Here is a 26,554-nt window from a genome sequence, read left to right on the forward strand (position 1 = left end):
GCATGCGCACGGACCATCCGACCGAGGACGAGATCCGCGCCGAGTTCGAGCAGATGCTCGACTCGGTGTGCGGCGGCGGCGGACTCCGCACCGACACCGGTCTGGACACCGAGACCGCCGACGCGCTGTGGGCCATCGCCCGCGCCCACCCGCGCGTGACCGAGGATCTGGTGCGCGCGGCCCGCGCCGAATTCGCCGCCCAGCTCGACGGCTCGCACCGGCGGGCCCGCCGAGAGGCACTGGCCCGGCTCAGCGAGGAACTCGATCGGAAGGCGGGCCGGTGAGCGAACACCGCGAACTGACGACCACCGAGCTGACCGACCTGGCGACCGCCCTGCGCGAGCTGGATTGGTCCTGGCAGCTGGCCGACGTCCCCGCGCTCGCGGCGCGCTTCGGCTGGCAGGTGGTGCTCGCCCGACCGAACTGGGTCATGCTCGACACCGGACTCGGCACCAGCAGCGGCAAGGTGCACGGCGCGGACGGCAGGGCCGTGCGCATCGAGACCAGGCTGACCGAATTCGCCACCGAGGACGCCGAGGGCGCGGAGCGGATCGGCACCGCCTTCGCCGAACTGTCCGCCGTGCTCATCGCGGCTTTGGGCGCACCGACCGGCCGACCGACGCAGCTGCGCTGGCCGGGCCCGACGACGACCGTGGTGCTCGCGCTGTCACCGGTCTCGGTGGTGTTGTCGCTGGTGACCAACGACCGGCTGGCCCAGGACGACCGCAATGTCGCGGCCGGACAGGACGTCTCATGAGCACCTGGGACACCTTCGGCGCCGCGCTGGCCGCGCAGCTCGCGATGCTCACGCCGGGTTCGGTGCTGATCGTCGCCGAGTCCCGCGCGCGCTCACCGAGATACGCGCAGTTCCGGCGGCTCGACCACGCGTCGAGTGCCGAACTGGTCTGTGAGTCGGCGCTGGACGAGTCGCTGCGGGCGGGCGAGGCGGGGCTGCGGGTGATCGCCGAGGCGGGCTGGCAAGCCCCCGAGGACGGGCTGCCCGGCAACTGGTGGATCGACACACCGGAGCCCGCGTCCCGCGCGCGTCATCGCGCGGTGGCCGAGATGGTCGTCACCGGCCTGCGCGACGCCTTCGGTATCCCCGCGCCCGAGGCGCTGACCTACCGCGCCTGGAACGAAGCCACCGGCACCCGTGCCCTGGACCTACCCCTGCTCGGCCTAGCGCGAGCCTGACCCTCGCCAGGAGATTCTCGACCGTGACCACCCCCACCGACGATCCGGCCACCCCACCCCCGGCCACCGAGGACGAGGTCGACGTCAGCTTCACCCTCGCGCCGGAGCCGGTGGTCAGGGACGTGGCCGAGGAGACCAGGAAGCTGCTGCACCGGGCGGCACGGGCACTCGCGACGCAGGGACCGCAGGGCTGGCGCCGCCTGGACGCGGTCTTCACCATGACCGTCGCCGCCGAGATCGTGCTCGCGGTCTACTCCGACGCCGACCAGCGGGTGACGCGCCTGCGCCCGTCGGCCGACGTGCTCGAACTGATCAGGGAACATCGGCTGCTCTCGGCCGAACTCGGTGACGGACCGTGGTGGCGGATGATGCTCGGGCTCAGCCCGGAGGGCCGCATCCAGGTCGACTACGACTACGGCGACGAACCCTTCCCGGCCGACCACCTGTTCCCCCCGGCGGCCTACCGCGCGGACCTGGAGGTCCATCCGCGCGCCACGGTGCCGTTCTGGCTGGCCGCCTACCTCGCGCACGGCGACCGTCAACTCCGCGACCCGGCCGTCGCCGCACGCCCGCAGCCCACGACACCGATTCCGGTGGAAGGACTTCCACCCTTGCCCCAACTCGTGGCGCGATGGGCGGTGCTGGCGGCGGCGAGCGTGGCGGCCGAGGACGAGTGGGGCCCACGATTCCTGCCCTCCCTGGGCCGTTTCGATACCGCCGCGCGACACGGTGGTGCGCTCTGTCTGCTGCCGGACGACCGCGCGGTGCTCTCCGGCGGTGTCTGGGACGCGCCCGCGCTGCGGTCGGCCTACCTCGGTGATACCGATCTCCCGGCGTTGTACGCGGGCGCGCCGGGCTGGGTGGCCACCCCGACGATCGATCGTCGCGCGGCGGGCGGACTGCTCTCGTTCTGCTACTGGTGGCACGACGGCGCCTGGTATCAGGGCGAATCACCGCCGCCCGACGAGGTGGCCTCGGCACTGCCCGCGGTGTTCTCGGCCGAGGACACCGCCGACACACTCGCCCGCGTGGTCGACCGCACCCCACCGCCCCTGCTGCGCGCCGCCGCCGCGACCCTCGTCGCCGCGGCCGAGGCGGGCATCGTCACCCGCGAAACCCTGGTCGAACTCTTCGGCGACGAAGGCTTCTTCGCCGTGGACAGCGCGCTGTTCCCGCTCGACGCGGCGGGCGTGCTGCTCCCCGGGATCGCGCCCATGCCACGGCGCGATGCCCTCGCCCTGGTCGGCACGCGACTGACCGACACCGCCGCCCGCGCTCGGCTGCGCGCCGACCGGCTCTCGACGGGGTGGCTGGTGTACCTGCCGGTCGAACCGGGGGACATCGCGGTCGAGCGGTCCCTCTACTACGTCGCCGACGACGGCGTCCTGGAACAGTCGTCCTCGGCGGTGCCCCCATCGGTCTTCCTCGACGACTTCGAACGGCGATTCCGGGAGCGCAATGACTGAGCAGCAGATGGCCGAGCTCAGCTACCGGATCGGGCTGGAACTCGCCGAACTCGGCCCGCCCGGCTGGTGGCGGCTGACCGCCTCGTTCGCGATGACCGTGAGCGCCGAAGCCGCCGTGGTGCTGTTCACCGACGACCAGAACCGCGCGGTGCGCGTCTACCCCGCCGAGGACGTGCTCGCACTCGTGCGCGCGCATCGGCAGCTCGCGGCCGAGCGCGACGGGGCACCGTGGTGGCGGTATCTGCTCGACCTCACCGGCGACGGGCAGATGGAAGTCGACTACGACCACGGCGCGCAACCCTTTCCACCCGGCCAGCTCTTCGCGCCCGCGGCCTACCGCGGCGACCTCGAGGTCTATCCGCGTCCGGAGCTGCCGGTGTGGTTGGCCGCCTACCTCGGCCACGGCGACCGACAGATTCGCCCGGCCGGGCGCGCCGCCGAACAGCAGTTGCTCGACCGAGTCCACGGCCGCGTGGCGACCCGCACCGCACCGGACGCGGAATTCCCCGCCTTCCCGCTGATCGCCCGCCGGTGGGCGGTGCTGGCCGCCGCCTTCGTCGCGGTGGGTTCGCCGCTGGGACCACGGATCTCGCCGGGCACCTGCGTGTTCGAGGGCGTGGGACGCAGCGGTTCGAGCCTGGTGTGGCTGCCCGGCGAACGCGCGGTGCTCTCCGGCGGAATATGGGACGCGCCCCGCTTGCGCGCCACCTATCTCGACGGCGCCGCGATGCCCGAATTATTCCGTGGCGCGCCGTCGTGGGTGTGCGAGGCGACGCTCAACGCCCGCGCGGCCGACGGACTGCTGTCGTTCTGCTACTGGTGGCGCGACGGCGCCTGGTACCGCGGCGAATCACCCGCCTCGGCCGAACTCGCCCCGGCCGTGCCCGGGATCTGGACCACCGACACCGTCATCGAGGTGATCACCGAACTGGTCGGCGCGAGCGGCGACCGGCACGCGGCCGTCACGACACTGGTCGCGGCGGCCGAGGCGGGCGCGGTCACCCGACCGATGCTCGCCGCGGTGTTCGACGACGACGGGACCTCCGCCATCGACAGCGCGTTCCTCGAACTCACGCTGGCGGGCGCGACCGAAAGGCACAGCAGCGCATGACCGCACTCGACATCACCGACCCGGACTTCCATCTCGGCGCCGACGGCGACCCGACCACCTACCGTGGCACGCCCTACACCGGCCAGGCCGTCGAGCGTGCTCCCGACGGCACGCTGATCGGCCGATGGTCCTTCCTCGACGGCTACGACGACGGACCCAGCGAGGCGTGGTACGCCGACGGCACCCCCGCCTCGGTGGGGTTGATGCGGCGCGGACTGGCGGCGGGGGAGTGGCGGGAATGGCACCGCGACGGGACGCGGGCGAGCCTGGAGGTCTACTCCAGCCCCGGCTACCTGCGCCTGCGCAAGCGGTGGGACGAACACGGTGTGCTGCTGGAGAACCGCCTGCTGACCGGCCCGCCCGGTGACCCGATCGACCTGCGCCCGCTCGGGTACCACCGCGAGATGTTCGACGGCGACCGCGACGACCTGCCATCCATCCGGGACGCGCTCGGCGACGCCGAGCATCCCGAGCGCGCGCGGCTGCTCGCCTATCTGCGGGCGGCGCCGGTGGTCTTCGACCGCATGACCGCGGTCCCCGATCTGCTCGCCGAGGACGGCTGGCTGCCCGGCGGCGCCTCGCTGTGCTCGGACGGCGAATGGATCTGGCGCGCCGAACTGGTCGAGTACTACGCCCGGCAACCGCTCACGCTGCCCGTCGAGTTCGTCGAGCACGTGCGGGAGAACGGCTATCGGCCAGCGGGTTTCGATCTCGCCGACCCTGTATTCCAGGACGCGGTGACGCGCCACCGCTGAGACCGGCAACCGATTGTCGTTGCCGCGCCACCGTCGAGATCCACGCTGTACATGCGTGATTCATTTCCACGACATTAGAATCGTTGCTACGACGAAAGAATCGATCGCAGACAGGGTCTCTCGTCGCAGGGCGCCCGTGTGGTGATGAGGAGGACGGTCGCGTATGGGTGAGACACCCAATCCGTGGAGTGGGCTGCGCAGCGAATCGCTCAGCGGCACCCTGGAACTGCAGCCCGGTGTCATCGAAGGACTGGTGAACGCGGCGATCGACGCGCGGGTCCGAGTGAACTCGGTGAAGAAGGAACTGGGCAAGGTCGACCAGCTCGACCCGTTCGTGCCCGTCCTGCCCTCGGGCCGCGCGCTGGCCGAGCGCTTCGCCGCCAAGGGTCGCGATCTCGGGAACGTCCTCGACGATCACGCGAAAATCCTCGACGACATGTGCGACACCTTCCTCGCCGCGGGCAAGGCCTACACCGACACCGATACCGGTAACAAGGTGGATCTGGGCATGATGCGGCAGAAGTACGACTCCTTCAAGACGCAGACCGATCGGTTGGGCGAGCGGCCCGATCCGGCCGGACTCAGCGTCAACAACGACCGCTTCAATCCGCAGGACAAGCGGCAGGCTTCGCCCGACTGGAAGGAAGTCGGAACGCTCAAGGAGTCGGACTGGGGTCTGCCGTCGAGCCTGGTGACGCCGCAGGGCGTCAAGTTCGATCCGATGAAGGCCAAGTCCGAGAGCGTCAGCCCGTACAGCTACGAGGATTTCCAGCAGATCATCCAGACGCTGAAGTCCGGCATGCCGGTCAAGGTCGCGCAGACCGCGGCCGACTGGCACTGGCTGGCGAGCCGGTTGCAGGGCCCGTTCGACGCGTTGTCGAACGCGATGGTCGCCAGCGAGAAGAACTGGCGCAGCCCGGGCAAGTCCGGCGGCGCCGACCGCGCCCGCGCGGCGATCACCGCCTACGGGTCGGGCAACGAAACCCTCGTCAGCAGCATGAAGGCCCTCGGTGACGGCCTCGAGTACGTCTCCGAATGGCTCTACACGACCTCGGTCGAGCTACAGAACGACAGCATGGTCGAGTACAAGCAGTTCTCCGGTGAGAACAACGACGCGTACAAGGAGCGGGCGAAGGAGAACTACCGCAAGGCCTACATCGCCGACATGGAACGCGTCTACATCCCGGGCGTCGACCACACCGCCGACGTGGTCGCCGTGCTGCCCGACCCCATCCCGCCGACCACCGGCGCCCAGCCCACCGGGTACAACCCCGGCGGCGGCGGCACCGGCGGCGCGGGGGGCGGTTCGGGTTCCGGCGCCGGGGCGGGCGGCGGCTCGCAGGGACTGTCCTCGGCGTTCCAGAGCGGGATGTCCGCGCTCACCTCCGCGGCCCAGGCCGCGTCGCAGGCCGCGGCCGACGACGCGACCAAGGCGGCCGCAAAAGCCGCGGCGCAGAAGGCCGCCGAGCAGGCCGCCGCGGCCGCCGAGCAGGCGAGTTCCGCGGCGTCCTCGGGGCTCGAACAGGCCAGCTCGGCGCTGAGTTCCGGTCTGGAGCAGGCGAGTTCGGCGGCGCAGTCCGCGCTGGAGCAGGCCAGTTCGGCCGCCGACCAGAGCGCGCTGTCCTCGGTGCCCGGCCTGGCCGGGATCAACTCCGCGCTCGAGGAACAGGCCAAGAAGATGACCTCCGCGGCCAAGGCCGGAGGTGGCGCGGGCGGCGGCGCCGGTGGTGGTGCCGGAGGCGGGGTGCCCGGCGCCACCCTGCAGAACGCGTCGAGCCTGTTCCCGCGCGCCGCGGTCACCGCGACCGGGCTCGAGGCGATGGCCAGCCGCGCCGGAATCGCCGGTGCCGCCGGTTCGCCGATGGGCGGCATGCCGATGGCGCCCATGGGTGGCGCCGGAGGCGGGGCCGGTGGTCAGCAGCAGCGCGAGCACAAGCGCGCCGACTACCTGGACTCGGTGGACCACCTGGACGAGGCGATCGGCGAGGCGCCGATCGTGGCACGACCGGTCGTCGAGCAGTGACGGCGTTCCTGGAGTTCACCCCGGTGGAGTTCGCGGCGATGTGGCGCGAACTCAAGGAGGTGGGGCTGCCCGCGCCACTGACCTACCGGGGGCCCGAGCAGTCCTTCGACGAGAGCCGCCGCGTCGAACGTGCCGCCTGGCAGGAACTGCGCCGCGGCGCGGGCGGTGCGCTCGACCAGCTGGTGGCCGCGCTGACCGAGCCGGACATCCGGGTGGTCGCGCGCGGCATCGACGGTCGCGAACCGCAGAACCCGAAGCGCTCGCTGCGGGTACTGGCCGTGCGCAAGGGCGAGGACTCGTTCGTCGTCGTGCAGCGGCCGGGGGAAACACTCAGCGACGCGGCGGGTTTCACCGTCACCCGGCACGACGCGGTGTCCATGGGTGACGCCGTGGCCGCGGTGTTCCCGGCGGCCACGGCGGGCAGGCGCCGCGAATTCGGACTCCACGACGCCACCCAGACCGACCTGGACTTCTCCTACGGGCGCTCGCTCGTGCACGAGGACGGCGACGACACCGCCACGCGCAGCCGGGAATTCGCGAACGAGCCCGACGAGCTGGCCGGATCGATCGAGATCGAACAGGGCTGGTCGCGGTTCGGCCCGCGCGGCGTGCTGCGCCTGCACCTGGTGTGGCGCGATGTGATCGATGACGGCCGCTATGTGATCGTGCCCGGCACACCCGCCCGGGTGGTGCCGGTGGATCGGCGCGGGCTGGTCTCGCTGCTCAACTCCCAGATCGCCGAAATTGTCAGAGCCATCAGGGATGATCGGGCCTAGGGAGGGCGAAATGGACGAGTTTCCGGTCGAATTCACGGCGTCGTCACGCACCGGCGCGATCGAGGTGCGCACCACCGAGCGGGGTCTGCCGGTGGGTATCACCATCGACGGCGACCAGCTGCGCGGTGACCCGGACGCGTTGGCCGCCGAGATCTTACGGCTGTGCAAGCAGTCCGCCGAGCGGGCCGGGCTGGCGCGACGCACCCAGCTGGCCGAGGCCGGATTCGATCCCGGGCTGCTGGCCGCCACCGGTCTGCCCACCGAGGCACAGGTCGCGGCGGCCGAGATCGCCGAGGAGCAGGACTACGACACCGAACCGGAGAGCTGGTTGCGCTCGGTGTGAGACCGCCGTTCGCGGCGGTCGGCGGGCAGGAATCGGTCGAGCAGGAGGGAGCGCAGTCGATGGTCGAGACCATGGACGAACTCATCGCGCGCGTGCAAGGACAGCTGTATCGGCTGCAGGATCTGGGCGAGGCGACCCAGCGCATCCGCGCGCGGGAGACCTCACCGGACGGTGCGGTGACGGCCACCGTCGATGGCACCGGCGCGCTGGTCGAGCTGGAGTTCTCGGCGGCGATCGGCAAGCTGGGCCCGGCCGACTTCGAGCACGTGCTGGTCGACACCGCGCGGGCCGCCGCCTACCGGGCCTACGGCGAAAGAGCGGGGCTGATCACCGCGTTCAACGAGGCGGGTACGGGAGATTCAACTGATCTTCACCGGCGAGATACATAGCGCTGGTCCGGAACGGGTAGATAAGGTAACGAAACACCATGGGCTGTTTCGAGATTGGACGATGGTGATGAATCACGTTGCGGTAGTTCCCGATGCAGTTCGTGCCTACGCGGGTGCTTCGGCCACGATGGCGGCCGGTGTCGCGCAGGCCGGAGCCGTCGACCAGGCCGCGACCGTGGCCGCGGCGGTGCCGGTGTTCGGCCTGATCGGGCAGGAGTTCCTGCTCTCCTTCGCCTACGCGCAGGCCAATCACCTGACCTCGGTGGCCGAGCTGGCCGCCGTGCACGCGGGCACCGCGCTCACCGCGGCGCAGGCGGCGACGACCTACGAGGGCGCGGACGCGGCGGGCAAGGCCGGGCTGTCCACGGTGAACGCGCGGCTATGACATTTCCCGGGGGAGCGGCGTCGAGCGGGGCGGCCGTGGATCCGACCGTGCTGGAACTGCTGCGTGGCAGCGCGCTGGCCCCGATGCTGGATCAGCCAGTGAGCCAGGCGCTGAGCTCGATGGGCCTGCCGCAGTTGCCACAGCTGCCCCAGTTCGTGCAGCTGCCGGAGATGCCGCCGCTGCCCGCGCTCGACCTGACGGCGCTGATGCAGCCGCTGACTCAGCTGGCCTCCGCGTTCGGGACCGGTCAGCTCGGCGCGACGAGCTCCGGGACCGACACCTCGGTCGACCCGACGGAGATGCTGTCCAACGTCAATTCGGTGCTGAGCACGGTGATGTCGCTCGGCTCGACGGCATTGCAGACGGTGATGTCGTTGTGGCAGAGCGCCGCCGCTTCGGAGGCGACGACCAAGGCGACCGCGGCGCAGAGCGACGGCGCCAAACTGGCCACCCAGAGCACCCAGGAGAAGACGGTGCTCACCGGCGCGGCGGGCACCGTCGCGGTGGGCGCGGCCAAGATCGGCGCGGTGATCGCGCGCTATTCGGCGACGGTGGCGCTGGCCCCGCTCTACGCGATGACCCCGGTGGGTCAGGGCGTGCTGGTGGCGGCCACGGTCGAGGCGATGACCGAGGCGCTGGCGATCACCACCGAGACCAAGGTCGAACTGCTCGGGCACAGCGCCGAGATGACCAAGGCGGGCGAGAAGGTCCCGGTGACCAACGCGCCGACCGGGGTCGACTCCTCCTCGGAGTCGCTGTCGCAGCTGATGAGCATGATCACGCCACTGATCAGCACCGCGACCACGGCCGCCTCCTCGCTGGGTTCGCTGACCGAACAGGTCAGTTCGCTGTCGACGACGAACACGGCCGACACCACGACCACGACCGATCCCGCGCTCGACGGTGAGGCCCTCGCCGCGGGCGACAGCGCGACGACCGGGGGCCTCGGCGGCGGTGGAGGTGTCGGCGGTATCGGTGGCGCGCTCGGTGGCGTCGCGGCCGCGGCGGCGGCTCCGCTGAATCCCTGGCAGGGCAGTCGTGGTGGCGGGCTGTCGGCCGTCGGGCCGCTCGGCGTCGCCGGTTCGGCCCCGGCCTCGGGCACCACGACGACCAGTTCGACCGCCCCGGGCTACATGCCGATGGGTGGGGCGGCGGGCGGCGCACCGCTGGCCAGGGCCGTCGACGGCGGCGGCAACGAGGCGGTGCACACCCAGCTGGTCACCGGCCACCACGGCGACGAGGTGGTCGGCCAGCTCGACGGCGTGTCGATGCCGGTGGTCGGCGCGGCCGAACCGGCGACCACCGAGGCACCGCCGGACAAGGAACTCACACTGTGACGCGGGTACCACGACAGGAGTGGCAATGACGAACACCTTCGAATTCGACGCGGCCGCGGCGACCGAGGCCGCCGCGGCGCTGGACGCCATCGTCGACCGGCTCGGCACCGAGCTGAGCGCCGTCGCCCCGGCCCTGCGGGTGGCTCCGGCGGGCACCGACGAGGTGTCGACCAGGGCGGCGTCCACCGCCAACGGTGTCGCCGAGGACTACGTCGCCGGGGCCGAGGCGGGCGCGCGCGAGATGAGCAAGCTCGCCGCGACGCTGCGCGCGCAGGTCACCGAGTTCGACCGCATGGAGACCGACAACACGAGCGGCCTGCACGCCTGATGATCGAACCTCCGCAGCCCGGGTTCACCGGTGTGGTGTGGGAGGCGCGCGAGCCGCAACGGCTGGCCACCGAACTCACCACCGGTCCCGGACCGATGCCGATGGCCGACGCGGCCGCCGCCTGGACGCGGCTCGCCGCGGCCTTCGGCGCGGCCGTGCTCGACTACGAGCAGGTGCTGCGGACACTGCGCGGGTCCTGGCAGTCCGGGCGCAGCGACGAAGTGTGGGAACGGATCTCGACGCTGCGCGAATGGCTGCTCGAGACCGCGGCCGCCGCGACGGCCAACGCGGCCAGGATGCAGGCCCAGGTGCTGGCCTACGAGGTGGCCGCGCTGGCGATGCCCGACTCCGGTGACATCGCCGCGATCACCGCCGCGCAACGCGCGCTCGAACAGGTCGGCACCATGCTCGGCGCGCCGATCAAGGCGATCGCCGCCGAGACCGACACCCAGGCCGACGCCGCCAAGGCCGTGGCCTCCCGGGTGATGCGCAGCTACGAGGCCGCCACCGAGCCGCTGGCCGAGCCGTGGCTGCACGTCCCGCCGCCGCCGATCGTGCCGGAGGCGGCGCTGATCGCCGAGCAGGCCGGGACGTCCTCGGCCGCACCGGGCGCGGCCACCTCCGCCGTTCCCGGCATGGGCATGGTCGGGGGGATGGGCGCACTGCCCGTCCTGCCCGCGCCGGTGCAGACCGCTTATCGCGCTCCGGTGTTCGCGCAGGCGGGCACGACCGTCGCGCCGACCCCGCAGCCGACGCCGGTCGCCGCGACCCCGGCCGCGCACGCGCCGGTCGTCCCCGGTGCGCCCGTCGCGGCCACGGCGGCGCAGGACGCGGCGCGGTTCCCGCGTGCCGGAATCGCCTACGAGGAATCCGACCGGTTGGTGCCCGAAGGCGAGATCCAGGCCGCTCCGGCGGTTCTCGGCGTCGCCGAACGGGCCGCGCCGCCGCCGACCACGACTCAGCAGGGCGGTGCCGCGTGACCACCCTGACCAACGACTCGCTGCTCGCGGTCGCCGAACGGCTCGGCGTGCAGACCCTGCCGCTGGTACTCGGCGTCGGTCCGCGCCAGGACACCGTCGAGGCGTGGCGGGCCGCGCGGGACGCGGCGGTCGCCGAACTCACCGCGCGCGGCGTGCTCGACGGATACGGCGATGTCGAACCGGGCCTGGCCGAGGCGCTGTTCACCCTCACCATGCCCGACGCCGAACTGGCCGTCCGTGGCTACGGCGCGGGCGAACCGCGTCGGATCTGCCTGGCGCGCAGGGGCTCCCGCCACGCCGTCGCCGCCGGACGCGGCGCGACCTTCGAGCTGTCCACCCCCGGCATCGACGGTTCCGAGCGGGAACTCGCCCGGCTGCTGCTCACCGCGCTCGACCCCTGTCCGGCGGCCGAGATCGGCACGGTCAGTGTCGCGGCCGACGACCTGGCCCGACGCCTCGACGACGCCACCACCACCTCCGATCACGTGGACGCGATGTATGCGCTCGGTATCGACGCGCACGAAGCGACGGTGCTCGGTGCGGCCTTCGGCTCCTGCCACGGCTACACCGAGATCACCGCCTCCGTCCACCACGACGGGCTGACCACCCGGGCCCCCGGCGCGGTCGCGGTGTACGACACCGCGCGCGGCCGGATCGTCGTCGCGCCGATGACGGCGCCCGACGGGCAGGTGTGGTCCACCATCACGCCGGGCACCGACCACCGCCTCACCCAGGCGATCGGTGCGCTCCTCGAGGGGCTTCCCGGTGGGAGGTGGCAGTCCTGACAGCCATCTTCCGTGTCACCCATCAAGAAGGAAAGGTTCGACAATGCCCCCTCAGGGATCAGTTGGTGTAGAAGCCGGTGGCGTAGACAATGTCGTCTCCGCGCTCGAGGAGTCGATCAGCAACCTGCGCCGGTCGATCAACGAGATCGACGGTGCGGCCCAGGCCGTGGTTCGTGGCTGGAAGGGCGACGCGCACGACGAGTTCGTGACCATCGCCAACGCGTGGCACGAGGAGTCCGTCGCGCTGAACCAGAAGTTCGACCGGTTCAACGAGGCCATCAACTCCGGCAAGTCCACCATCGTCAACATGGACCAGGGCGGCCTGTCCGGTGGCGGCGCGAGCAGCGCGCCGAGCGGCCCGGCCACCACCCTCGGCGTCTGATCGGTTCGCCCGATCGCCCTCGGCACAGACACGACAAAGGAATCAGCGCATGACCATTCTCTATGACCCCGCGGCGATGAACGAGCTGTTCAGCGACCTGCAGACCTACGGCGGCAAGATGCAGGGCGAGATCTCCGAGCTGGAGACCGCGGCCACCAACTTCCGCGCCAACCTGCAGGGTGACAACGCGCACCAGAGCTTCGACGCCGCGCACAAGAGCGTGACCGAGGAGCTCAAGGACACCCTCACCCGTCTCGACAGGCTGGCCGGACAGGTCGAGTCGGCGCTCAACCGCGCCCTCGAGGCCGACGGCAAGGTCGGCGACGGTTTCGCCGACTTCTGAGCACGCCGGAATCGAGGAAGGCCGACCGGGATTCGTCCCCGGTCGGCCTTCCTCGTCAGCGGGCCGCGAGTGACTCGCCGATGTAGTGCATCTCGTCGGGGGTGGTCACCATGGTCACCGTCGCGCTGCCGGTGCTGGTCCGCACGGTGATCCGGTTGGGCGCGTACGGGTCCTGCACCAGCGTGACGTCCGGTTCGACGGCGTCGGCCTCGCGTTCGGTGGCGCGCACCTCCACGATCGTCGCGCCGCCGAGATGGGTCGTCGGGGCGATGCCGTCGTAGACGAGCACGGTCGTGGTCGGAAACGGCGCCGCAGGCACCGGCGGGGGCCCCGGTTGTGGTTGCGGGGTCGCCCCGGCGGCGCGCGGCGCGATCGAGAGCAGCTGCGGCGTGGCCAGATTCGCGACCATCGACTGCCAGGCCTGCGGCCTGCGGGTGTGCACCACCGCGTGCGCGCCGAGCGCGGTGGCCCGCAGCACCACCTGCTGGGCGAGGTCGAGGTTGCCGATCACGTCGACGTGGCGGGTGCCCGCCCCGATCAGCGGGACCGCGATGCCCTGGCCCCGCTCGTCGGCCCCGATCAGCTGACCGCACCCGGTGGTCGGCACGGCGATGTCGGCCAGCGCGGTGAGGGTGCCCCGGTACCCGTCACGACCGCCCAGATCGTCGGCGGCGCAGATCGGCAGGGTGTCGAACAGGATGCGGCGCTGACTGCCGGGCAGTTCGCGCAGGCCGGGCAGCGGTGCCGCGTCGAGCGGGGCGGCGGTGTCGAACCGGACGACGGCGTTGAGCACGACCGTGTCCGTGCGGTCGTCGCGACGGCCCGCGCCCCGCGCGCCGGGATGCAGCCGCATCGTCACCGTGGTGGACAGGCTCGGCGTCGCCCAGATCTCGCCCAGCCCGTCGGCGCCGATCATCGGCGCGGTCAGCTGGTAGTGGGTCAGGTGCCGGTGCTCGGTGGACAGGCCGTAGGCCGACTCGGTGAGACGCAGCGGATCGAAGCCGTGGGTGAGCTCGCGCACCGCGCTGTTCATCTCGGTCGCGGTGAGCACGGCCGCGTCGATGTCGCGGGCGGCCAGCCGGTTGGCGACGCGGCGGGTCGCGATGATCACCGTGCGCAGCGCGCCCTCGGCCCCGCCGCCGCGCTTGTCCACGGCCGCGGCGTTGGCGACCGGGTCCAGCCGCAGCACCAGCCAGCAGGTGCGGTGCGCGATGGCGGGCAGCGGGCCCAGGATGCGGTCGTAGAGGTGCGCGGCGGCGCCGGTGCCCGCGGTGCGCGCGCCGGTCGCGATCACGTCGATGCTCACCAGGTGGACATCGAATTGATCCAGGCAGCGGGCGATCTCGGTGAGCGGCAGCAGCTGATCGGCGCTGAGCGTGCCGCGCCGCAGCAGGGTGAGGGTGTCCGGCGGCGGGTCGATGCGCAACATGGTCAGCAGCAGGTCGCCGTCCCAGCGCACACCGCAGCCGCCACCTTCGGGCAGTGGCACGTCGAAGGCGGGTGCCCGGTCGAACGGGTCGGTGCGGCCGCGCACTCTGCGCGCGAGCCAGCCACCCAGGCGCACGGCCGCGTTGCGGCGCCGGATGGGCACCAGACCGATCAGCAGTACCGCCACCGCGGCGCCGATCGCGCCGGGGATCGAGTCGGAGCTCGCCAGCACCACCCAGGCGGTGACGGCGGCCAGTACCGCGACGGGCACGCACGCCCACAGCGGAAAGACGCGGAACAGCCAGAATTCCGGATCACGTAAGGTGTCGTAAACGTTGTCGCCGCCGGTTCGCCCGGCGTTCATCCCATTGTTCAAAATCGTTGTCCCCGGCTGGCATACGTCGAATCATGGTGAAAGGCAATTCCGGAATTACGGTACCGTGTCGAACGAGAACGTGATCACCGCAGCAATGGAGACCGTGTGCCCGCACAGCTGACAACCAAGGCCCAGGTCAACGGTTATCGGTTCCTGCTCCGCAGACTCGACCACGCGCTGATCCGCAGGGATGTGCGCATGCTGCACGATCCGATGCGTTCGCAGAGCCGTTCGCTGATGGTCGGCGCCGTTCTCGGTCTGATCGTCGTCGCGGGCGCGGCCATCCTGGGATTCCTGAAACCACAGGGCGCGATCGGTGATTCGCTGATCGTCACCGGTAAACAGAGCGGCGCGATGTATGTCGTGGTCGCGGCCAAGGACGGCTCGAAAACCCTGCACCCGGTATTGAATCTGGCCTCGGCTCGATTGATCGCGGGCACCGCCGAATCGCCGAACGCGGTCAAGGACGACAAGTTGAGTTCGCTGCCGCGCGGCCCGCTGCTCGGCATTCCCGGCGCCCCGGTGGCGCTGCCCGGATCGAAGCAGGGCGCGAGTTCGGACTGGACGCTGTGCGAGACCATCCAGCTCTCGGCCACCGGCAGCGCGTCCGGCGCCACCGGCGGTCTCACCACCGCCCTCGTGGGAAAGCCCGCGCTCGGTGACCGGATCGCGGCGGCGGGCCCCGACGACGCGCTGCTGGTGCGCCACGACGACAAGACCTACCTCGTGTACCAGGGTCATCGCGCCCAGCTCGACCCCGCCGACTCGGTCGTCACCCGCACCCTCGGCCTCGACACCGCCCAGAAGCCGCGCCCGATGGGGTCGGGTTTCCTCGGCGCCACCACCGAGGGCAGGCCGCTGGCGGTGCCGGTGATCCCGGAGGCCGGTAAGCCCGGCCCGGGCAAGCTGGCGAATGTGCCGGTGGGCGGGATCATCTCGGTGTCCGGCCCGCAACGCGACGGCGAGGAGACGCTGTACGTGGTCCTGGCCGACGGCGTGCAGGCGGTCTCGGAATTCACCGCCACCCTGCTGCGCAACGCCGACTCGCACGACATGCGTGACATCGCGGTCGTCGCCCCCGACGCGCTGGACCGCGTTCCGGTGCTGCACAGCCTGCCGATCGACGACTTCCCCGAGCGCGCCCCGCGCGTGCTCGCCGCCGAGGACTCGCCGGTGGCCTGCCTGAGCTGGTCGAAGAACCCGGGCGCGGCCTCGACGCCGGGTACCTCCGTCGACGGTCCGGGGGAGCGGGCCGCGCTGACCCTGCTCACCGGAACCGCGCTGCCGCTGGCGGATTCGGCCGCGCCGGTGGCGCTCTCGACCGCCGACGGCACCGGCGACCGGGTCGACGCGGTGTACCTGCCGCCGACCTCGGGCGAGTACGTGCAGGTCACCGGGACCGAGCCGGGCAGCCCGCGCCGCGAATCCCTGTTCTATGTGGCCGACAATGGGGTGCGCTACGGCATCCCGGACACCAAGACCGCCGCCGTCCTCGGGCTGGGGGACACCCCGCGGCTGGCCCCCTGGTCGATCGTCGGCCAGCTGGTGCCCGGCCCGACCCTGTCCGCCAAGGACGCGCTCACCAGCTTCGATTCGCTGCCCGCCGCCAAGTGATCAGGGCTGACGCCCGACATTGAGTGTGGCGATGATGCTGGTCAGCGCGGTGCGCATGTCCGACTCCTCGATCCGCATGAGCACGTCGTCGTCCACGGCGGACAGGTCGACCTCGGCGTCGTTGGCCAGCCGGAACTCGCGCTCCTCCTCGGCCGCCTCGATCACATTGCGGATGAAGCGACCGTTGCCCGCCAGGTCGACCCCGCGGCGCGGCTGCCCGCTCTGATCGGTGCTCTCCAGGTCGTAGAGGAACGTGCAGGATTCGACCAGGGCGGCCAGCGCGGCCTCGGAGAGCTGCGAATCGCGGCTGCCCGCGATGATCTCGCCGATCCGGCCGAGTTCCTCCGGGGTGTAGGAGGGGAACTGCAAGCGCTTGGAGAAGCGCGAGGCCAGGCCGTCGTTGGCGGTCAGCAGCCGGTCGATCTCGCCGTCGTAGCCCGCGATGATCACCACCAGCCGGTCGCGATCGTTCTCCATCCGGGCCAGCAGGGTGTCGACGGCCTCGCGGCCGAACGCGTCACCGCCGGACAGGCCGGTCTGGATCAGGGTGTAGGCCTCGTCGATGAACAGCACCCCGTCCATCGCGCTGTCGATGAGCTTCTCGGTCTTGATCGCGGTGCCACCGAGATTCTGGCTCACGAAGTCGACGCGCTTGGCCTCGACGACCTTGTCGGTCTTCAACAGCCCGACCCCGCAGTAGATCTTGGCGACCACGCGCGCGATCGTGGTCTTGCCGGTGCCGGGCGGACCGGTGAACGCCAGGTGCTGGCCGCGCGACTGGCTCGACAAGCCCTTCTCCGCCCTGATCTTGGCCAGCTGCGCGGAGGACTGGAGCTTGGCGACCTGGGTCTTCACCGAGGCCAGGCCGACCTGCTTGTCGAGTTCGGCCCTGGCCTGGGCCAGGACGTTCTTCGCGCGGTCCTCGGCGTCGGCCTGGTTGAGCTGGGCCAGGGTGGGTGCCGAGGCCGGGTCCCACTTGTTCGTTCTGGCGTCGATGGATTCGCGGCTGGTGACCACGATGCGGAAGGTGCGGTCGCGCATGGCCGTCGTGTTGGCGGCGAAGTCGGGCAGCTGCGAGTACACCTGCTCGAACAGCGCTTGGGCCTCGGCCTCGTTGCCCGCCTCACGCAGGCACAGGCCGCGGTTGTACATGGCGGTGAACCGGGCGGCCGGGATCGGGCCCGCCTCGGCCGCTTCCATCCGCCGGACCGCCTCGCCGAACAGACCGAGCTGGGCGCAGGCGGTGCCGACCATCACGTGCGCGCCGGTGGCCAGGTAGGGGTCCTGCCAGTCGGCCGACCCGGCCAGCACGGTCATCACATCCGGCCAGCGCTGGGTGTTGTAGTGCAGGATGCCGCGCACGTAGGTGCAGATGCGGTCGTCGATCTGCTTGTCCGGGTCGTCGGGGCGGGCCCGGCGCAACGCCGCCAGCTCGTCGAGGACCTTCTCCGCCTGGTCGTAGTCCTGGTCGGCGATCAGCTGGGCGACCCAGGCCAGCCAGATCTCGGTGAGACCGGCCAGCGGGTAGTCGATGTAGAGGCCGGGCAGGAAGCGACCGGCCATCGCGCGCGGTGCCAGCCCGAGCCTGCGCTGTTCGCGGCCCAGCGAATCCAGGCTGGTGCGGTGCAGATTGAACAGCACCTCCTTGGTCACCTCGCCCGCCGCGGCGCGGCCGAGCCACGCGTCGCACATGCCCGGGTCCCACTCGGTGGCGCGCTGGAAGGCCAGTTTGGCGTACTCGCCGTCGGGGGCGGACTCCTGGCCGTCGATGGGCAGGCCGAGCGACAGGACACCCGCGTCGAAGGCTCGCTGGGCTTGGCGAATGTCTGGCATGTGGTGTCGAACCCCGAAATCTTCGTCTGGTGTATGCATTACGTTCAACCCGGCGACCCACGCTGCGATCGCGCCGACTTGCCCTGTCCGTTAGATTAGGTAACGCTGCCGGGTGGTCGCAACGGAAGTAGTCAGCTACGACTGAGAGTTCATCACTGGTGTCAACGTTGTTAGGCAATGAGCCCGAACTGTGCCGGGTCTCGGTGATCGGGGGTGACACCCAACTCGACATCGGTCTGCCCGCCACGGTACCGATCGCGGGATTCATCGGAGACCTGGTTTCCCTCATCCGCTCACGCGATCCGCGCCTGCCCGACGGCGACGAGGACACCGCCCCCGTCCGCGCCCAGCACTGGACCCTGGCCCGGCTCGGCCAGGACCCGTTGGCGCCCAGCCGAACCCTCACCGAGGCCGAGGTCTACGACGGTGAACTGCTGGTGCTCAGCCCGGTGACCCGCAAGGAGGCACCGGCCCTCTTCGACGATGTCATCGATGCCGTATCCCGGCTCACCGCAGGCGAATTCCGGGGCTGGTCCGGCTCGGCCGCGCGCTGGACCGGTCTGGTCCTGGCGACCGTCGCCATACTCGCCGCGCTCGTGCTGCTGATCGACTCCCGCGCCGACGGCGATCCGCTCGCCCCGGCCTTCGCGCTGCTCGGCACCGGCATCGTGGCCTCGGCCGCCGCGGGCATCGCGGCCCGCAAATACCTCGACACCATCACCGGCAACTGGTTGTCGCTGCACGCGTTGCTGTTGCTGCTCGGCGGTGGCGCGCTGCTGGTACCCGGCCCGCTGGGTGCCGCGCACATCCTGCTCGGCGGCGTCGTCGTGCTCGTCGCCGCCATCGCCGGATACCGGATCACCGGTTCCGGGGCCGGGCTGTTCGCCGCCGCCATCGCGATGAGCGTGATCGCCGCCGGGTCGGCCACCGTGTCGCTGATCTGGCACCCGGCGACGCCGAAACTGTTCTCCGGCATCCTCATCGCCGGAATCGTCCTGCTGTCCTCGGTCCCGCGACTGGCCGCGGTCGCCGCCCGGCTGCCCATTCCGCCGGTGCCCACCGCCGGTGGCGCCATCGACCCGGCCGACCACGAGCAGCGCCCGACCATCGAGGGCATCGGCGCGATCGGGGCGATCGCGCTGCCCTCGGCCGCCGGACTCGGCGAACGCGCCCGGGTGGCCAACCAGATCCAGACCGGACTGGTCGTCGCCTGCGCGGTGAGCGCGGGCCTGGGGGCCATCGGCGCGGCCGATCCGTTCGGCGCGTACCACTCCGGCGGGGTGGCGCTGGCCGTGATCACCGCCGTCATCCTGTGCCTGCGCGGTCGCTCCTACGCCGACCTCGCCCAGGCCGCGATCCTGATCAGCGGCGGCGCGCTCACCCTGCTGGCGGTGCTGACCGGGCTCGGACTCGGCCACGGCGGACTGGAATACGGCGCGGTCGCCCTGCTGCTGCTCACCGCCCTCGGGGTGGTCGCCTTCGGGGTGATCGGGCCGCACATCGAGGTGACGCCGGTGACCCGGCGCATGATCGAGATCTTCGAATACCTGCTCATCATCGCGCTGATCCCGTTGGCGCTGTGGGTGATGGACGTGTACTCGACCGCTCGCAACATATGACCCGGCTACCCCGACGGCGGACCACCGCGCGACTGACCACCGTCGCCGCGATCCTGTCCGCGGTGGCCGGAATCCCCTCACCCGCCCTCGCGCTCGGCCCGCCCACCATCGATCCCGGCGCGCTCGTGGCGGCCCAGGTGCTCAGTACGCGGCCAGCGCCGCTGGAACCCACCGAGCAGCGTGAGCTGTGCGCCGAACCCCTGCTGCGCGGCGGGCCGCCCAGCGAGGCGCCGATCGCCCAGCAGGTGCTCGATCTGCCCTCGGCCTGGCAGTTCAGTCGCGGTGCCGGTCAGAAGGTGGCCGTCATCGACACCGGGGTGAACCGGCATCCCCGGCTGCCCGCGCTGCAACCCGGCGGCGACTACGTCAGCGACAGCGACGGCACCGTCGACTGCGACGGCCACGGCACCCTGGTCGCGGGCATCATCGCCGCCCAGCCCTCGCCCGACGACGCCTTCGCCGGTGTCGCGCCCGACGCGGAGATCCTGAGCATCCGGCAGTTGAGCCTGGCCTACGAGGCCAAGGACCGCCGGGGCGCGCAGCGTCCGCCCGGCGAACTGCGCAGCGACGGGTACGGCAGCGTCCTCACCCTGGCCGCCGCGGTCGTGCGCGCGGTCGACCTGGGCGCGACCGTCGTCAACATCTCCGAGGTCGCCTGCACGGCGGCCGGGGGCGACACCGCCGACAGCTCGCTCGGCGCCGCCGTGAAATACGCCTACGAACGCAATGTGGTCGTGGTCGCCGCGGCGGGCAATGTGGAGTCCGGCGGCGCCTGCCAGACCCAGAACGAGGGCTCCGGCTGGAGTTCGGTGGCGACCGTTCCCACCCCGGCCTGGTTCGCCCCGTACGTCCTCGCGGTCGCCTCGATCGACGCCGACGGCAAGCCCTCGGCGCTGTCGCTGCGCGGGCCGTGGGTCGGTGTCGCCGCGATCGGCCGGAATATCGTCTCGCTCGACAGCAAGCCGGGCGGCACCGGCCTGGTCGACGGCGTGCAGACCACCCAGGGTGTGCAACCGGTCGACGGAACCAGTTTCGCCGCACCCTATGTGGCCGGACTGGCCGCCCTGGTCCGGGCGAAGTTCCCCGAACTGAGCGCCCAGCAGGTGATGGACCGCATCACCCGCACCGCGCACGCGCCCGGCCGTGGCCGCGATGACGCCATCGGCGCCGGGCTGATCGACCCGCTGGCCGCGCTCACCGCCCCGCTGCCCGCCGAACCGGTGAGCGCGGGCGCCGACGAGGGCCACGTCATCGCGGCGCCGGTCGCGCCCCCGGCACCGGACCCACGGCCACGGCAGGTCGCGATCATCGGCTCGCTGGCCCTGCTCACGATGCTCGGAGTCGGTGCCGCGCTGAGCTTTCCGTTCCGCACGCGGCGCGCCGACCTGAATTCGGAATTCGAGTAGTAGAGGCAACGATGGCTACCGAAGGTTTCGTCCGACGTCCCCGTATCGCGCCGCCGCGCGCGCCGGGTGGTGAAGTCGCGCTCACCCCGCCGCCGGAGATCCAGCGCGCGCTCCCGGCACCGCTGATGATGAAGCTGATGCCCGTCATCATGGTCGTCGCGGTGGTCGGCATGATCGCCATGATGGCGTCGATGGGTCGCAGCCTGCTGTCGAACCCGATGTCGATGATGTTCCCGATGATGATGCTCATGTCGATGGTCGGCATGATGGCGGGCATGCGCGGCGGCGGCCCCAAGCGCGCGGTCGAGCTCAACGAGGAACGCAAGGACTACTTCCGCTACCTGGACCAGGTGCGCAAGGACGTGCGCACCACCGGTTCCAAGCAGCTCGAGACGCTGGGCTGGAGTCATCCCGAGCCCGCCGACCTCGCCTCGCTCGTCGGCAGCAGGCGGATGTGGGAGCGCAGGCCCAACGATCCCGACTTCGGACACGTGCGCGTCGGCGTCGGCAGCCACCGCCTGGCCACCAAGCTGGCCCGCCCGGAGACCGGCCCGCTCGAGGACCTGGAACCGGTGTCCACCGTGGCGCTGCGCCGATTCGTGCGCACCCACTCCGTCGTGCACGGCCTGCCGACCGCGGTGTCGCTGCGCGCGTTCCCCGCCATCAACATCGGCGGCCCCGACGCCGACGCCAGGGAACTGGTGCGCGCGATGCTGATGGAACTGACCACCTTCCACGGCCCCGACCATCTCGCCGTCGCGATCGTGTGCGCCGATCCCGACACCCACTGGGCGTGGGCGAAATGGCTACCGCACCTGCAACATCCGACTCAGCGTGACGGGCTCGGCTCGGCGCGGATGATGTACACCTCCCTCGGCGAACTCGAGTCGGCCCTACAGACCGAACTGCTCGAACGCGGCCGGTTCATGCGCAATCCGCAGCCGACCCAGGGCCGCCTGCACCTGGTGATCGTCATCGACGACGGCTACATCAGCGGCAACGAACGCGTCATCAACGAGTCCGGCCTGGACTCGGTGACCGTGCTCGACCTCACCGCGCCCGAGCACGGCCTGGCCGCCCGGCGCGGTCTGCAACTGGTCGTCGGCGAGGGCGAGGTCTCGGCGCGCAGCGCGGCCGGGGTCGAGCGCTTCGCCTCGGCCGACCGGGTGAGCGTGGCCGAGGCGGAATCCTTCGCCCGCGACCTGGCCCGCTACCGGCTCGCGACGGCGGCGCAGATCGTCAACCTGGGGGAGGGCACCACCGCCGATCCCGGCCTCATGGCCCTGCTGCGCATCCCCGACGCCGCCCAGATCGATCCGGCCCGGGTGTGGCGGCCGCGGACCGCGCGCGAACGGCTGCGGGTCCCGATCGGCATCACCCCCGACGGCACCCCGGTCGAGATCGACATCAAGGAATCGGCCGAGAACGGCATGGGCCCGCACGGGCTGTGCATCGGCGCCACCGGCTCGGGCAAGTCGGAATTCCTGCGCACGCTGGTGTTGTCGATGGTCACCACGCACTCCCCGGACGCGCTGAACCTGGTCCTGGTCGACTTCAAGGGCGGCGCGACCTTCCTCGGACTGGACTCGCTGCCGCACGTCGCGGCGGTGATCACCAACCTGGAAGAGGAACTGTCGCTGGTCGACCGCATGAAGGACGCGCTCGCCGGTGAGATGAACCGCCGCCAGGAACTGCTGCGCTCGGCGGGCAACTACGCCAATGTCACCGACTACGAGAAGGCCAGGGCCGCGGGCGTTCCGCTCGACCCGCTACCCGCGCTGTTCGTCGTCGTCGACGAGTTCTCCGAACTGCTCTCGCAGAAGCCCGATTTCGCCGAACTGTTCGTGATGATCGGCCGACTCGGCCGCTCGCTGCACGTGCATCTGCTGCTGGCCTCACAGCGGCTCGAGGAGAACAAGCTGCGCGGGCTGGAATCACACCTGTCCTACCGCATCGGCCTACGCACCTTCTCCGCCAACGAATCCCGCGCGGTCCTGGGCATCACCGACGCCTACCACCTGCCCAGCGTGCCCGGCGCGGGCTACCTCAAGAGCGACGCCTCCGAACCGTTGCGCTTCAACGCCAGCTACGTCTCCGGGCCCTACGTGGCGCCCGCGGGGACCGTCACCGGTGACGACGGCGCGCCCGTCGCAGGTCAGCGCCCCGTGGTGTTCACCGCGGCCCCGGTCGAGGTGACCGAGGTCGACGAGCCCGAGGACGCCCCGCTGCGTGGCCTGCCCGAACTCCCGCCGCCCCCGCCGTCGGGTCCCGCCGCCGAGGAAGGCATTCCGGACTCGCTGCTGGACGTGGTGGTCAAGCGCCTCACCGGTCATGGCCGCCCGGCGCACGAGGTCTGGCTGCCGCCGCTGGAGGAATCCCCGACCGCCGACATGCTGCTGCCCGATCCGGACTGGCGCTCGCCGGTCAACCGGCACGGCCAGCTGTGGATGCCGATCGGTGTCATCGACAAGCCCTACGAGCAGCGGCGCGACGTGCTCACCATCAATCTGGCTGGCGCGCTGGGCAATGTGGCCGTCGTCGGTGGTCCGCAGTCGGGCAAGTCGACCACGCTGCGCACCATCATCATGGCCGCCGCGGCCACCCACACCCCCGAACAGGTGCAGTTCTACTGCCTCGACTTCGGTGGCGGCAGCATGGCGGGCCTGGTCGGTGTGCCGCACGTGGGTTCGGTCGCGGGCCGACTCGACGGTGACCGGGTGCGCCGCACCATCGCCGAGCTGACCACCCTGCTGCGCCAGCGCGAGGAACGCTTCGCCGAACTCGGCATCGAATCCATGGCCGAGTTCCGCCGCCGCAAGTTCTCCGCGCTGGAGGCCCGCCAGATCAACGGCACCACTGCGGCTCCCGGCGATCCGCTCGCGGCGGACCTGTTCGGTGACGTCTTCCTGGTCATCGACGGCTGGTCGGCCATCCGCGAGGAATTCGACCTGCTCGAGGGCCAGATCAACGCCATCGCGGCGCAGGGTCTGTCCTTCGGCATCCACCTGATGATCGGCGCCTCCCGCTGGGCCGAGATCCGCCCGGTGGTCAAGGACCAGATCGGCACCAGGATCGAACTGCGCCTCGGTGACCCCAGCGATTCGGAGATGGGCCGCCGCGTGGCCCATCAGGTGCCGGTCGGCAAGCCGGGACGTGGCCTCACCGCCGAACACCTGCACATGCTGATCGCGCTGCCGCGCCTGGACTCCGACTCCGACCCGAGCACCGTCGCCGACGGCGTGACCAGGGCGCGCGAAGGGCTCACCGCGCTCTACCCGGGCCGCCGCGCGCCCGAGGTCAGGATGCTGCCGCTGAGCTTCCCGCGCGAACAACTGCTGGCCACCGCGCGCGAACAGGGCATCGAACTCGACAACACCCGCGTCGTCGTGGGACTCGGCGAATCCGAATTGCAGCCGCTGGTCCTGGATTTCGGGATCGAGCCGCACTTCATGGCCTTCGCCGACGTGGAATGCGGCAAGACCACGCTGCTGCGCAATATCGCGATGAGCATCGCCGAACAGTCCGGGTCCGACGGCGCCAGGGTGATCCTCATCGACTACCGCCGCACCATGCTCGGCGTGCTCGAGGGCGACGTGCTGGCCGGGTACTCCACCTCCTCGCAGACCTGCGGCCAGATGATCTCCGAGGTCGCCACCTACCTGTCCAAGCGGATTCCCGGCGCCGACATCACCCAGCAGCAGTTGCGCGACCGCAGCTGGTGGAGCGGGCCGGAACTCTATGTCCTCGTCGACGACTACGACATGGTCGCCACCGGCTCGATCAACCCGTTCGCACCGCTGCTCGAATACCTGCCCCAGGCTCGCGATGTGGGCCTGCACCTGGTCGTCACCCGGCGGATGGGCGGGGTCTCGCGCGCCCTCTACGACCCGATCCTCGGCGCCATGAAGAACCTGTCCGTGCAGACGCTGATCATGAGCGGCTCCCGGGAAGAGGGCAAACTCGTCGGCGAGATCCGCCCGAGCAAGATGCCGCCCGGGCGCGGCACGCTGGTCTCGCGCAGCCAGGGTATCGAGATGGTCCAGGTCGCCGACCTACCGCAGCTGTGAACTCAGTCCAGCACGGTGGCCGCCGAGAACGGTAGCCGCGTGCTGGGGGCGCGCCCCCGACGCGGCGGACACGGCTCGACGCGGCGCTCGAACAGCGCCCGCGACGGGCCGGTGGTCGCCGGTCCCGCGATGCGCGCCAGCACGAAACCGGCGCGGCGGTAGTAGTCGTGCAATTCGGTATTGGTGGTCCAGGCGTCGAGGCGCACCCACGGGCGGCGCTCGTGCTGGGCGAGATGGGCGGCGTGGGTGAGCATGTGGTGGCCCACCCGGCGGCCCGCGAAACGCAGGTCGACGATCATGAAGTGCACGATCACCGACTCGGCCAGCTCCCACGGCGACCACAGTCCCGGGTCGGCCCGGTGGTTGACGGTGATCGTGCCCGCCGCCTCCCCGTCGACCTCGGCGATCCACGTCTCACCCGCGTCCAGGGAGCGCCCCACCGCACCGGCGAAGATCTCGATCGGGCGCCCGCGCCCGGCGACCGTCCACTGGTCGGAGCCACGGGCGGTGAGCCAGGCGGTGCGTTGCACGCGCAGGCGGCAGATCAGCGGCAGGTCGCCCAGGATGGCCGGGCGCATGCCCACGGTCATGGCAGGGCGACGGCAGGCCCGGGTGCGATGCCGAGGGTCCGGGCGATGACGTCGGTGCCCGCCGCGTCGCCGAGTTGGTAGGCCAGCCGGTTGCGGCCCGCCTGGGAACGATGCCGGGTCGCCCGGGTGACCCGCTCGTGGTTGGCGCCGATGCGCAGGTGATCGAGCAGGACGGTGCCGGTGGCGACACCGAGGACCGCGGCCTCCTCGGCGGTCGCCGGACGGGCCAGCACGGTGTCGCGATGGGCGGTCTCGCCGTAGCCGCGGTCGGCCAGGCGGCGGGTGGTGCCCTCGGGGATGTCGCGCGGGGAGTCGAGACCGGCCGCCTCGGCCAGATCGCGTGGGTAGAAACTCACCTCCCACGACCACGGTTCGTTATCGAGGTGTTGTACGACGGTGCGGGCGAGTACCCAGGAGTCCACGGGCACGCCGAGCCACTGGGCCACCTGCGCGTCGGCCGGTTCCATCCTGGTACTGAATTCCTTGGACGGTTCCCGATTGGCCGCGCGCGCGATCTCGGAGAAGATGTCGTGCGAGGACTTGGGTCGATCGCGCCGGATGTGGTCGGTGACCACGGATTCGAGCACCTGCTGGTTGCGCACGATGGTGCCACGGGAAGTCGCTGTGTAGACCAGGTTTTCGGCGACCAGCACCTGAATCGCGTTGCGCGCGGTGGTGATCGAGACCTGCATCTGCTCGGCGAGTTCGGAATGGCTGGGCAGCCGGTCGCCCGGTTTCCACGTGCCCGCGCGGATCTCCTCACGGAGGAGGTTCGCGATCCGGAGGTAGGTAGGACCGTCCGCCATCGTGCTCCTCGGTAGGTCGTGCAGGTAACGAAGTGTACTCGTCTGGGTTACCTACGGCCGAGTAATGCTTGACAGGAAGCTTGCGAGGTTTATTGTAATGAACGTCCTGATCCGGTGCTGTGCGGCGATGACGGCGAGGCAACGTGGCTGGTTCGGAGAGTTCTACGGTCGTAATGGCTTTCCCCGACACACTCCGGTGTGTCGATACCGCCGGGCCG

Annotated in this window: 25 protein-coding genes; 21 read left to right on the forward strand and 4 right to left on the reverse strand. The window is 71.1% G+C overall.

The features are described 5' to 3' along the window. The first annotated feature begins 2 nt into the window (after positions 1-2). From QC180_RS23135 to QC180_RS23215, 17 genes are all read left to right on the forward strand, one after another. Positions 3-284: a hypothetical protein gene (locus tag QC180_RS23135; protein ID WP_278264903.1), complete on the forward strand. Its 282-nt coding sequence runs from the start codon at positions 3-5 to the stop codon at positions 282-284. Then, on the forward strand, positions 281-757 hold the full coding sequence (locus tag QC180_RS23140; RefSeq protein WP_278264904.1) for a DUF6301 family protein: 477 nt from the start codon (positions 281-283) through the stop codon (positions 755-757). The genes QC180_RS23135 and QC180_RS23140 overlap by 4 nt, the downstream gene beginning before the upstream one ends. Next, complete coding sequence (locus tag QC180_RS23145) at positions 754-1,194, forward strand: TY-Chap domain-containing protein (RefSeq protein WP_278264905.1); 441 nt, start codon at positions 754-756, stop codon at positions 1,192-1,194. Before QC180_RS23140 ends, QC180_RS23145 begins: the two co-directional genes overlap by 4 nt. Positions 1,195-1,217: 23 nt before the next feature. After that, positions 1,218-2,660 carry a hypothetical protein gene (locus QC180_RS23150; RefSeq protein ID WP_278264906.1) on the forward strand — a complete coding sequence of 481 codons (1,443 nt, stop codon included), beginning with the start codon at positions 1,218-1,220 and terminating at the stop codon, positions 2,658-2,660. Continuing rightward, on the forward strand, positions 2,653-3,771 hold the full coding sequence (locus QC180_RS23155) for a hypothetical protein (protein WP_278264907.1): 1,119 nt from the start codon (positions 2,653-2,655) through the stop codon (positions 3,769-3,771). Before QC180_RS23150 ends, QC180_RS23155 begins: the two co-directional genes overlap by 8 nt. After that, complete coding sequence (locus QC180_RS23160) at positions 3,768-4,526, forward strand: toxin-antitoxin system YwqK family antitoxin (RefSeq protein WP_278264908.1); 759 nt, start codon at positions 3,768-3,770, stop codon at positions 4,524-4,526. Before QC180_RS23155 ends, QC180_RS23160 begins: the two co-directional genes overlap by 4 nt. 163 nt (positions 4,527-4,689) lie before the next feature. Further along, complete coding sequence (locus QC180_RS23165; RefSeq protein ID WP_278264909.1) at positions 4,690-6,549, forward strand: hypothetical protein; 1,860 nt, start codon at positions 4,690-4,692, stop codon at positions 6,547-6,549. After that, positions 6,546-7,325 (forward strand): ESX secretion-associated protein EspG, encoded by a 780-nt coding sequence (locus tag QC180_RS23170; protein ID WP_278264910.1) that lies wholly within the window; start codon positions 6,546-6,548, stop codon positions 7,323-7,325. The genes QC180_RS23165 and QC180_RS23170 overlap by 4 nt, the downstream gene beginning before the upstream one ends. Positions 7,326-7,335: 10 nt before the next feature. Then, a complete protein-coding gene (locus QC180_RS23175) occupies positions 7,336-7,668 on the forward strand; it encodes a hypothetical protein (RefSeq protein ID WP_278264911.1) in 333 nt (110 codons plus the stop codon). A gap of 59 nt (positions 7,669-7,727) precedes the next feature. Then, positions 7,728-8,057 carry a YbaB/EbfC family nucleoid-associated protein gene (locus QC180_RS23180; protein ID WP_278264912.1) on the forward strand — a complete coding sequence of 110 codons (330 nt, stop codon included), beginning with the start codon at positions 7,728-7,730 and terminating at the stop codon, positions 8,055-8,057. 67 nt (positions 8,058-8,124) lie between these two features. Further along, the gene (locus QC180_RS23185) at positions 8,125-8,442 is read left to right on the forward strand and encodes a type VII secretion target (protein WP_278264913.1); all 318 of its coding nucleotides are present in this window, start codon (positions 8,125-8,127) and stop codon (positions 8,440-8,442) included. Continuing rightward, complete coding sequence (locus tag QC180_RS23190) at positions 8,439-9,779, forward strand: hypothetical protein (RefSeq protein WP_278264914.1); 1,341 nt, start codon at positions 8,439-8,441, stop codon at positions 9,777-9,779. Before QC180_RS23185 ends, QC180_RS23190 begins: the two co-directional genes overlap by 4 nt. Before the next feature lie 25 nt (positions 9,780-9,804). Beyond that, positions 9,805-10,107 (forward strand): PE family protein, encoded by a 303-nt coding sequence (locus QC180_RS23195; protein WP_278264915.1) that lies wholly within the window; start codon positions 9,805-9,807, stop codon positions 10,105-10,107. Next, positions 10,107-11,087: a PPE domain-containing protein gene (locus tag QC180_RS23200; RefSeq protein WP_278264916.1), complete on the forward strand. Its 981-nt coding sequence runs from the start codon at positions 10,107-10,109 to the stop codon at positions 11,085-11,087. Before QC180_RS23195 ends, QC180_RS23200 begins: the two co-directional genes overlap by 1 nt. Beyond that, entirely contained in the window at positions 11,084-11,872 is a 789-nt protein-coding gene (locus tag QC180_RS23205) for an ESX secretion-associated protein EspG (RefSeq protein ID WP_278264917.1), read from the forward strand. The genes QC180_RS23200 and QC180_RS23205 overlap by 4 nt, the downstream gene beginning before the upstream one ends. A 43-nt stretch (positions 11,873-11,915) precedes the next feature. Further along, entirely contained in the window at positions 11,916-12,254 is a 339-nt protein-coding gene (locus tag QC180_RS23210; protein ID WP_278264918.1) for a WXG100 family type VII secretion target, read from the forward strand. A 49-nt stretch (positions 12,255-12,303) separates the two neighbouring features. Continuing rightward, entirely contained in the window at positions 12,304-12,597 is a 294-nt protein-coding gene (locus tag QC180_RS23215) for a WXG100 family type VII secretion target (RefSeq protein ID WP_278264919.1), read from the forward strand. 55 nt (positions 12,598-12,652) lie between these two features. Here the strand turns inward: QC180_RS23215 and eccE are convergent, their stop codons facing one another. Continuing rightward, complete coding sequence (eccE, locus tag QC180_RS23220) at positions 12,653-14,389, reverse strand: type VII secretion protein EccE (RefSeq protein WP_278264920.1); 1,737 nt, start codon at positions 14,387-14,389, stop codon at positions 12,653-12,655. Between the two features lie 117 nt (positions 14,390-14,506). On the opposite strand from eccE, the gene eccB reads away from it, so the two are divergent. Beyond that, the gene (gene eccB, locus QC180_RS23225; protein WP_278264921.1) at positions 14,507-16,015 is read left to right on the forward strand and encodes a type VII secretion protein EccB; all 1,509 of its coding nucleotides are present in this window, start codon (positions 14,507-14,509) and stop codon (positions 16,013-16,015) included. On the opposite strand, the gene eccA is transcribed toward eccB, so the two are convergent. Then, positions 16,016-17,848, reverse strand: coding sequence for a type VII secretion AAA-ATPase EccA (gene eccA / locus QC180_RS23230; protein WP_278264922.1), 1,833 nt, complete (start codon positions 17,846-17,848; stop codon positions 16,016-16,018). It lies immediately after the preceding gene. A gap of 158 nt (positions 17,849-18,006) precedes the next feature. Here eccA and eccD point away from each other — a divergent pair, with 158 nt between their 5' ends. Genes eccD through eccCa form a run of 3 tightly spaced genes read left to right on the forward strand, consistent with a single transcriptional unit; the run spans position 18,007 to position 24,940 of the window. Continuing rightward, complete coding sequence (gene eccD / locus QC180_RS23235) at positions 18,007-19,467, forward strand: type VII secretion integral membrane protein EccD (RefSeq protein WP_474646519.1); 1,461 nt, start codon at positions 18,007-18,009, stop codon at positions 19,465-19,467. Beyond that, complete coding sequence (mycP, locus tag QC180_RS23240; protein ID WP_278264924.1) at positions 19,464-20,873, forward strand: type VII secretion-associated serine protease mycosin; 1,410 nt, start codon at positions 19,464-19,466, stop codon at positions 20,871-20,873. Before eccD ends, mycP begins: the two co-directional genes overlap by 4 nt. 11 nt (positions 20,874-20,884) lie before the next feature. Then, entirely contained in the window at positions 20,885-24,940 is a 4,056-nt protein-coding gene (eccCa, locus tag QC180_RS23245; protein WP_278264925.1) for a type VII secretion protein EccCa, read from the forward strand. A gap of 2 nt (positions 24,941-24,942) precedes the next feature. On the opposite strand, the gene QC180_RS23250 is transcribed toward eccCa, so the two are convergent. Both QC180_RS23250 and QC180_RS23255 read right to left on the reverse strand, forming a co-directional pair. Further along, the gene (locus QC180_RS23250; RefSeq protein WP_278264926.1) at positions 24,943-25,530 is read right to left on the reverse strand and encodes a GNAT family N-acetyltransferase; all 588 of its coding nucleotides are present in this window, start codon (positions 25,528-25,530) and stop codon (positions 24,943-24,945) included. Next, on the reverse strand, positions 25,527-26,336 hold the full coding sequence (locus QC180_RS23255) for a GntR family transcriptional regulator (protein WP_278264927.1): 810 nt from the start codon (positions 26,334-26,336) through the stop codon (positions 25,527-25,529). Before QC180_RS23255 ends, QC180_RS23250 begins: the two co-directional genes overlap by 4 nt. Positions 26,337-26,554 lie beyond the last annotated feature (218 nt).

The sequence above is a fragment of the Nocardia anocheti genome, assembly GCF_029675105.1.
In the GTDB taxonomy this organism is placed as follows: Bacteria; Actinomycetota; Actinomycetes; order Mycobacteriales; family Mycobacteriaceae; genus Nocardia.

Excerpts from the sequence above, each read along its gene's own strand:
- QC180_RS23135 (WP_278264903.1), top strand. The coding sequence starts at position 3 with ATGCGCACGGACCATCCGACCGAGGACGAGATCCGCGCCGAGTTCGAG.
- QC180_RS23145 (WP_278264905.1), top strand. The coding sequence starts at position 754 with ATGAGCACCTGGGACACCTTCGGCGCCGCGCTGGCCGCGCAGCTCGCG.
- QC180_RS23155 (WP_278264907.1), top strand. The coding sequence starts at position 2,653 with ATGACTGAGCAGCAGATGGCCGAGCTCAGCTACCGGATCGGGCTGGAA.
- QC180_RS23160 (WP_278264908.1), top strand. The coding sequence starts at position 3,768 with ATGACCGCACTCGACATCACCGACCCGGACTTCCATCTCGGCGCCGAC.
- QC180_RS23165 (WP_278264909.1), top strand. The coding sequence starts at position 4,690 with ATGGGTGAGACACCCAATCCGTGGAGTGGGCTGCGCAGCGAATCGCTC.
- QC180_RS23175 (WP_278264911.1), top strand. The coding sequence starts at position 7,336 with ATGGACGAGTTTCCGGTCGAATTCACGGCGTCGTCACGCACCGGCGCG.
- QC180_RS23180 (WP_278264912.1), top strand. The coding sequence starts at position 7,728 with ATGGTCGAGACCATGGACGAACTCATCGCGCGCGTGCAAGGACAGCTG.
- QC180_RS23185 (WP_278264913.1), top strand. The coding sequence starts at position 8,125 with ATGAATCACGTTGCGGTAGTTCCCGATGCAGTTCGTGCCTACGCGGGT.
- QC180_RS23190 (WP_278264914.1), top strand. The coding sequence starts at position 8,439 with ATGACATTTCCCGGGGGAGCGGCGTCGAGCGGGGCGGCCGTGGATCCG.
- QC180_RS23195 (WP_278264915.1), top strand. The coding sequence starts at position 9,805 with ATGACGAACACCTTCGAATTCGACGCGGCCGCGGCGACCGAGGCCGCC.
- QC180_RS23200 (WP_278264916.1), top strand. The coding sequence starts at position 10,107 with ATGATCGAACCTCCGCAGCCCGGGTTCACCGGTGTGGTGTGGGAGGCG.
- QC180_RS23210 (WP_278264918.1), top strand. The coding sequence starts at position 11,916 with ATGCCCCCTCAGGGATCAGTTGGTGTAGAAGCCGGTGGCGTAGACAAT.
- QC180_RS23215 (WP_278264919.1), top strand. The coding sequence starts at position 12,304 with ATGACCATTCTCTATGACCCCGCGGCGATGAACGAGCTGTTCAGCGAC.
- eccE (WP_278264920.1), bottom strand. The coding sequence starts at position 14,389 with ATGAACGCCGGGCGAACCGGCGGCGACAACGTTTACGACACCTTACGT.
- eccA (WP_278264922.1), bottom strand. The coding sequence starts at position 17,848 with ATGCCAGACATTCGCCAAGCCCAGCGAGCCTTCGACGCGGGTGTCCTG.
- mycP (WP_278264924.1), top strand. The coding sequence starts at position 19,464 with ATGACCCGGCTACCCCGACGGCGGACCACCGCGCGACTGACCACCGTC.
- eccCa (WP_278264925.1), top strand. The coding sequence starts at position 20,885 with ATGGCTACCGAAGGTTTCGTCCGACGTCCCCGTATCGCGCCGCCGCGC.
- QC180_RS23250 (WP_278264926.1), bottom strand. The coding sequence starts at position 25,530 with ATGACCGTGGGCATGCGCCCGGCCATCCTGGGCGACCTGCCGCTGATC.
- QC180_RS23255 (WP_278264927.1), bottom strand. The coding sequence starts at position 26,336 with ATGGCGGACGGTCCTACCTACCTCCGGATCGCGAACCTCCTCCGTGAG.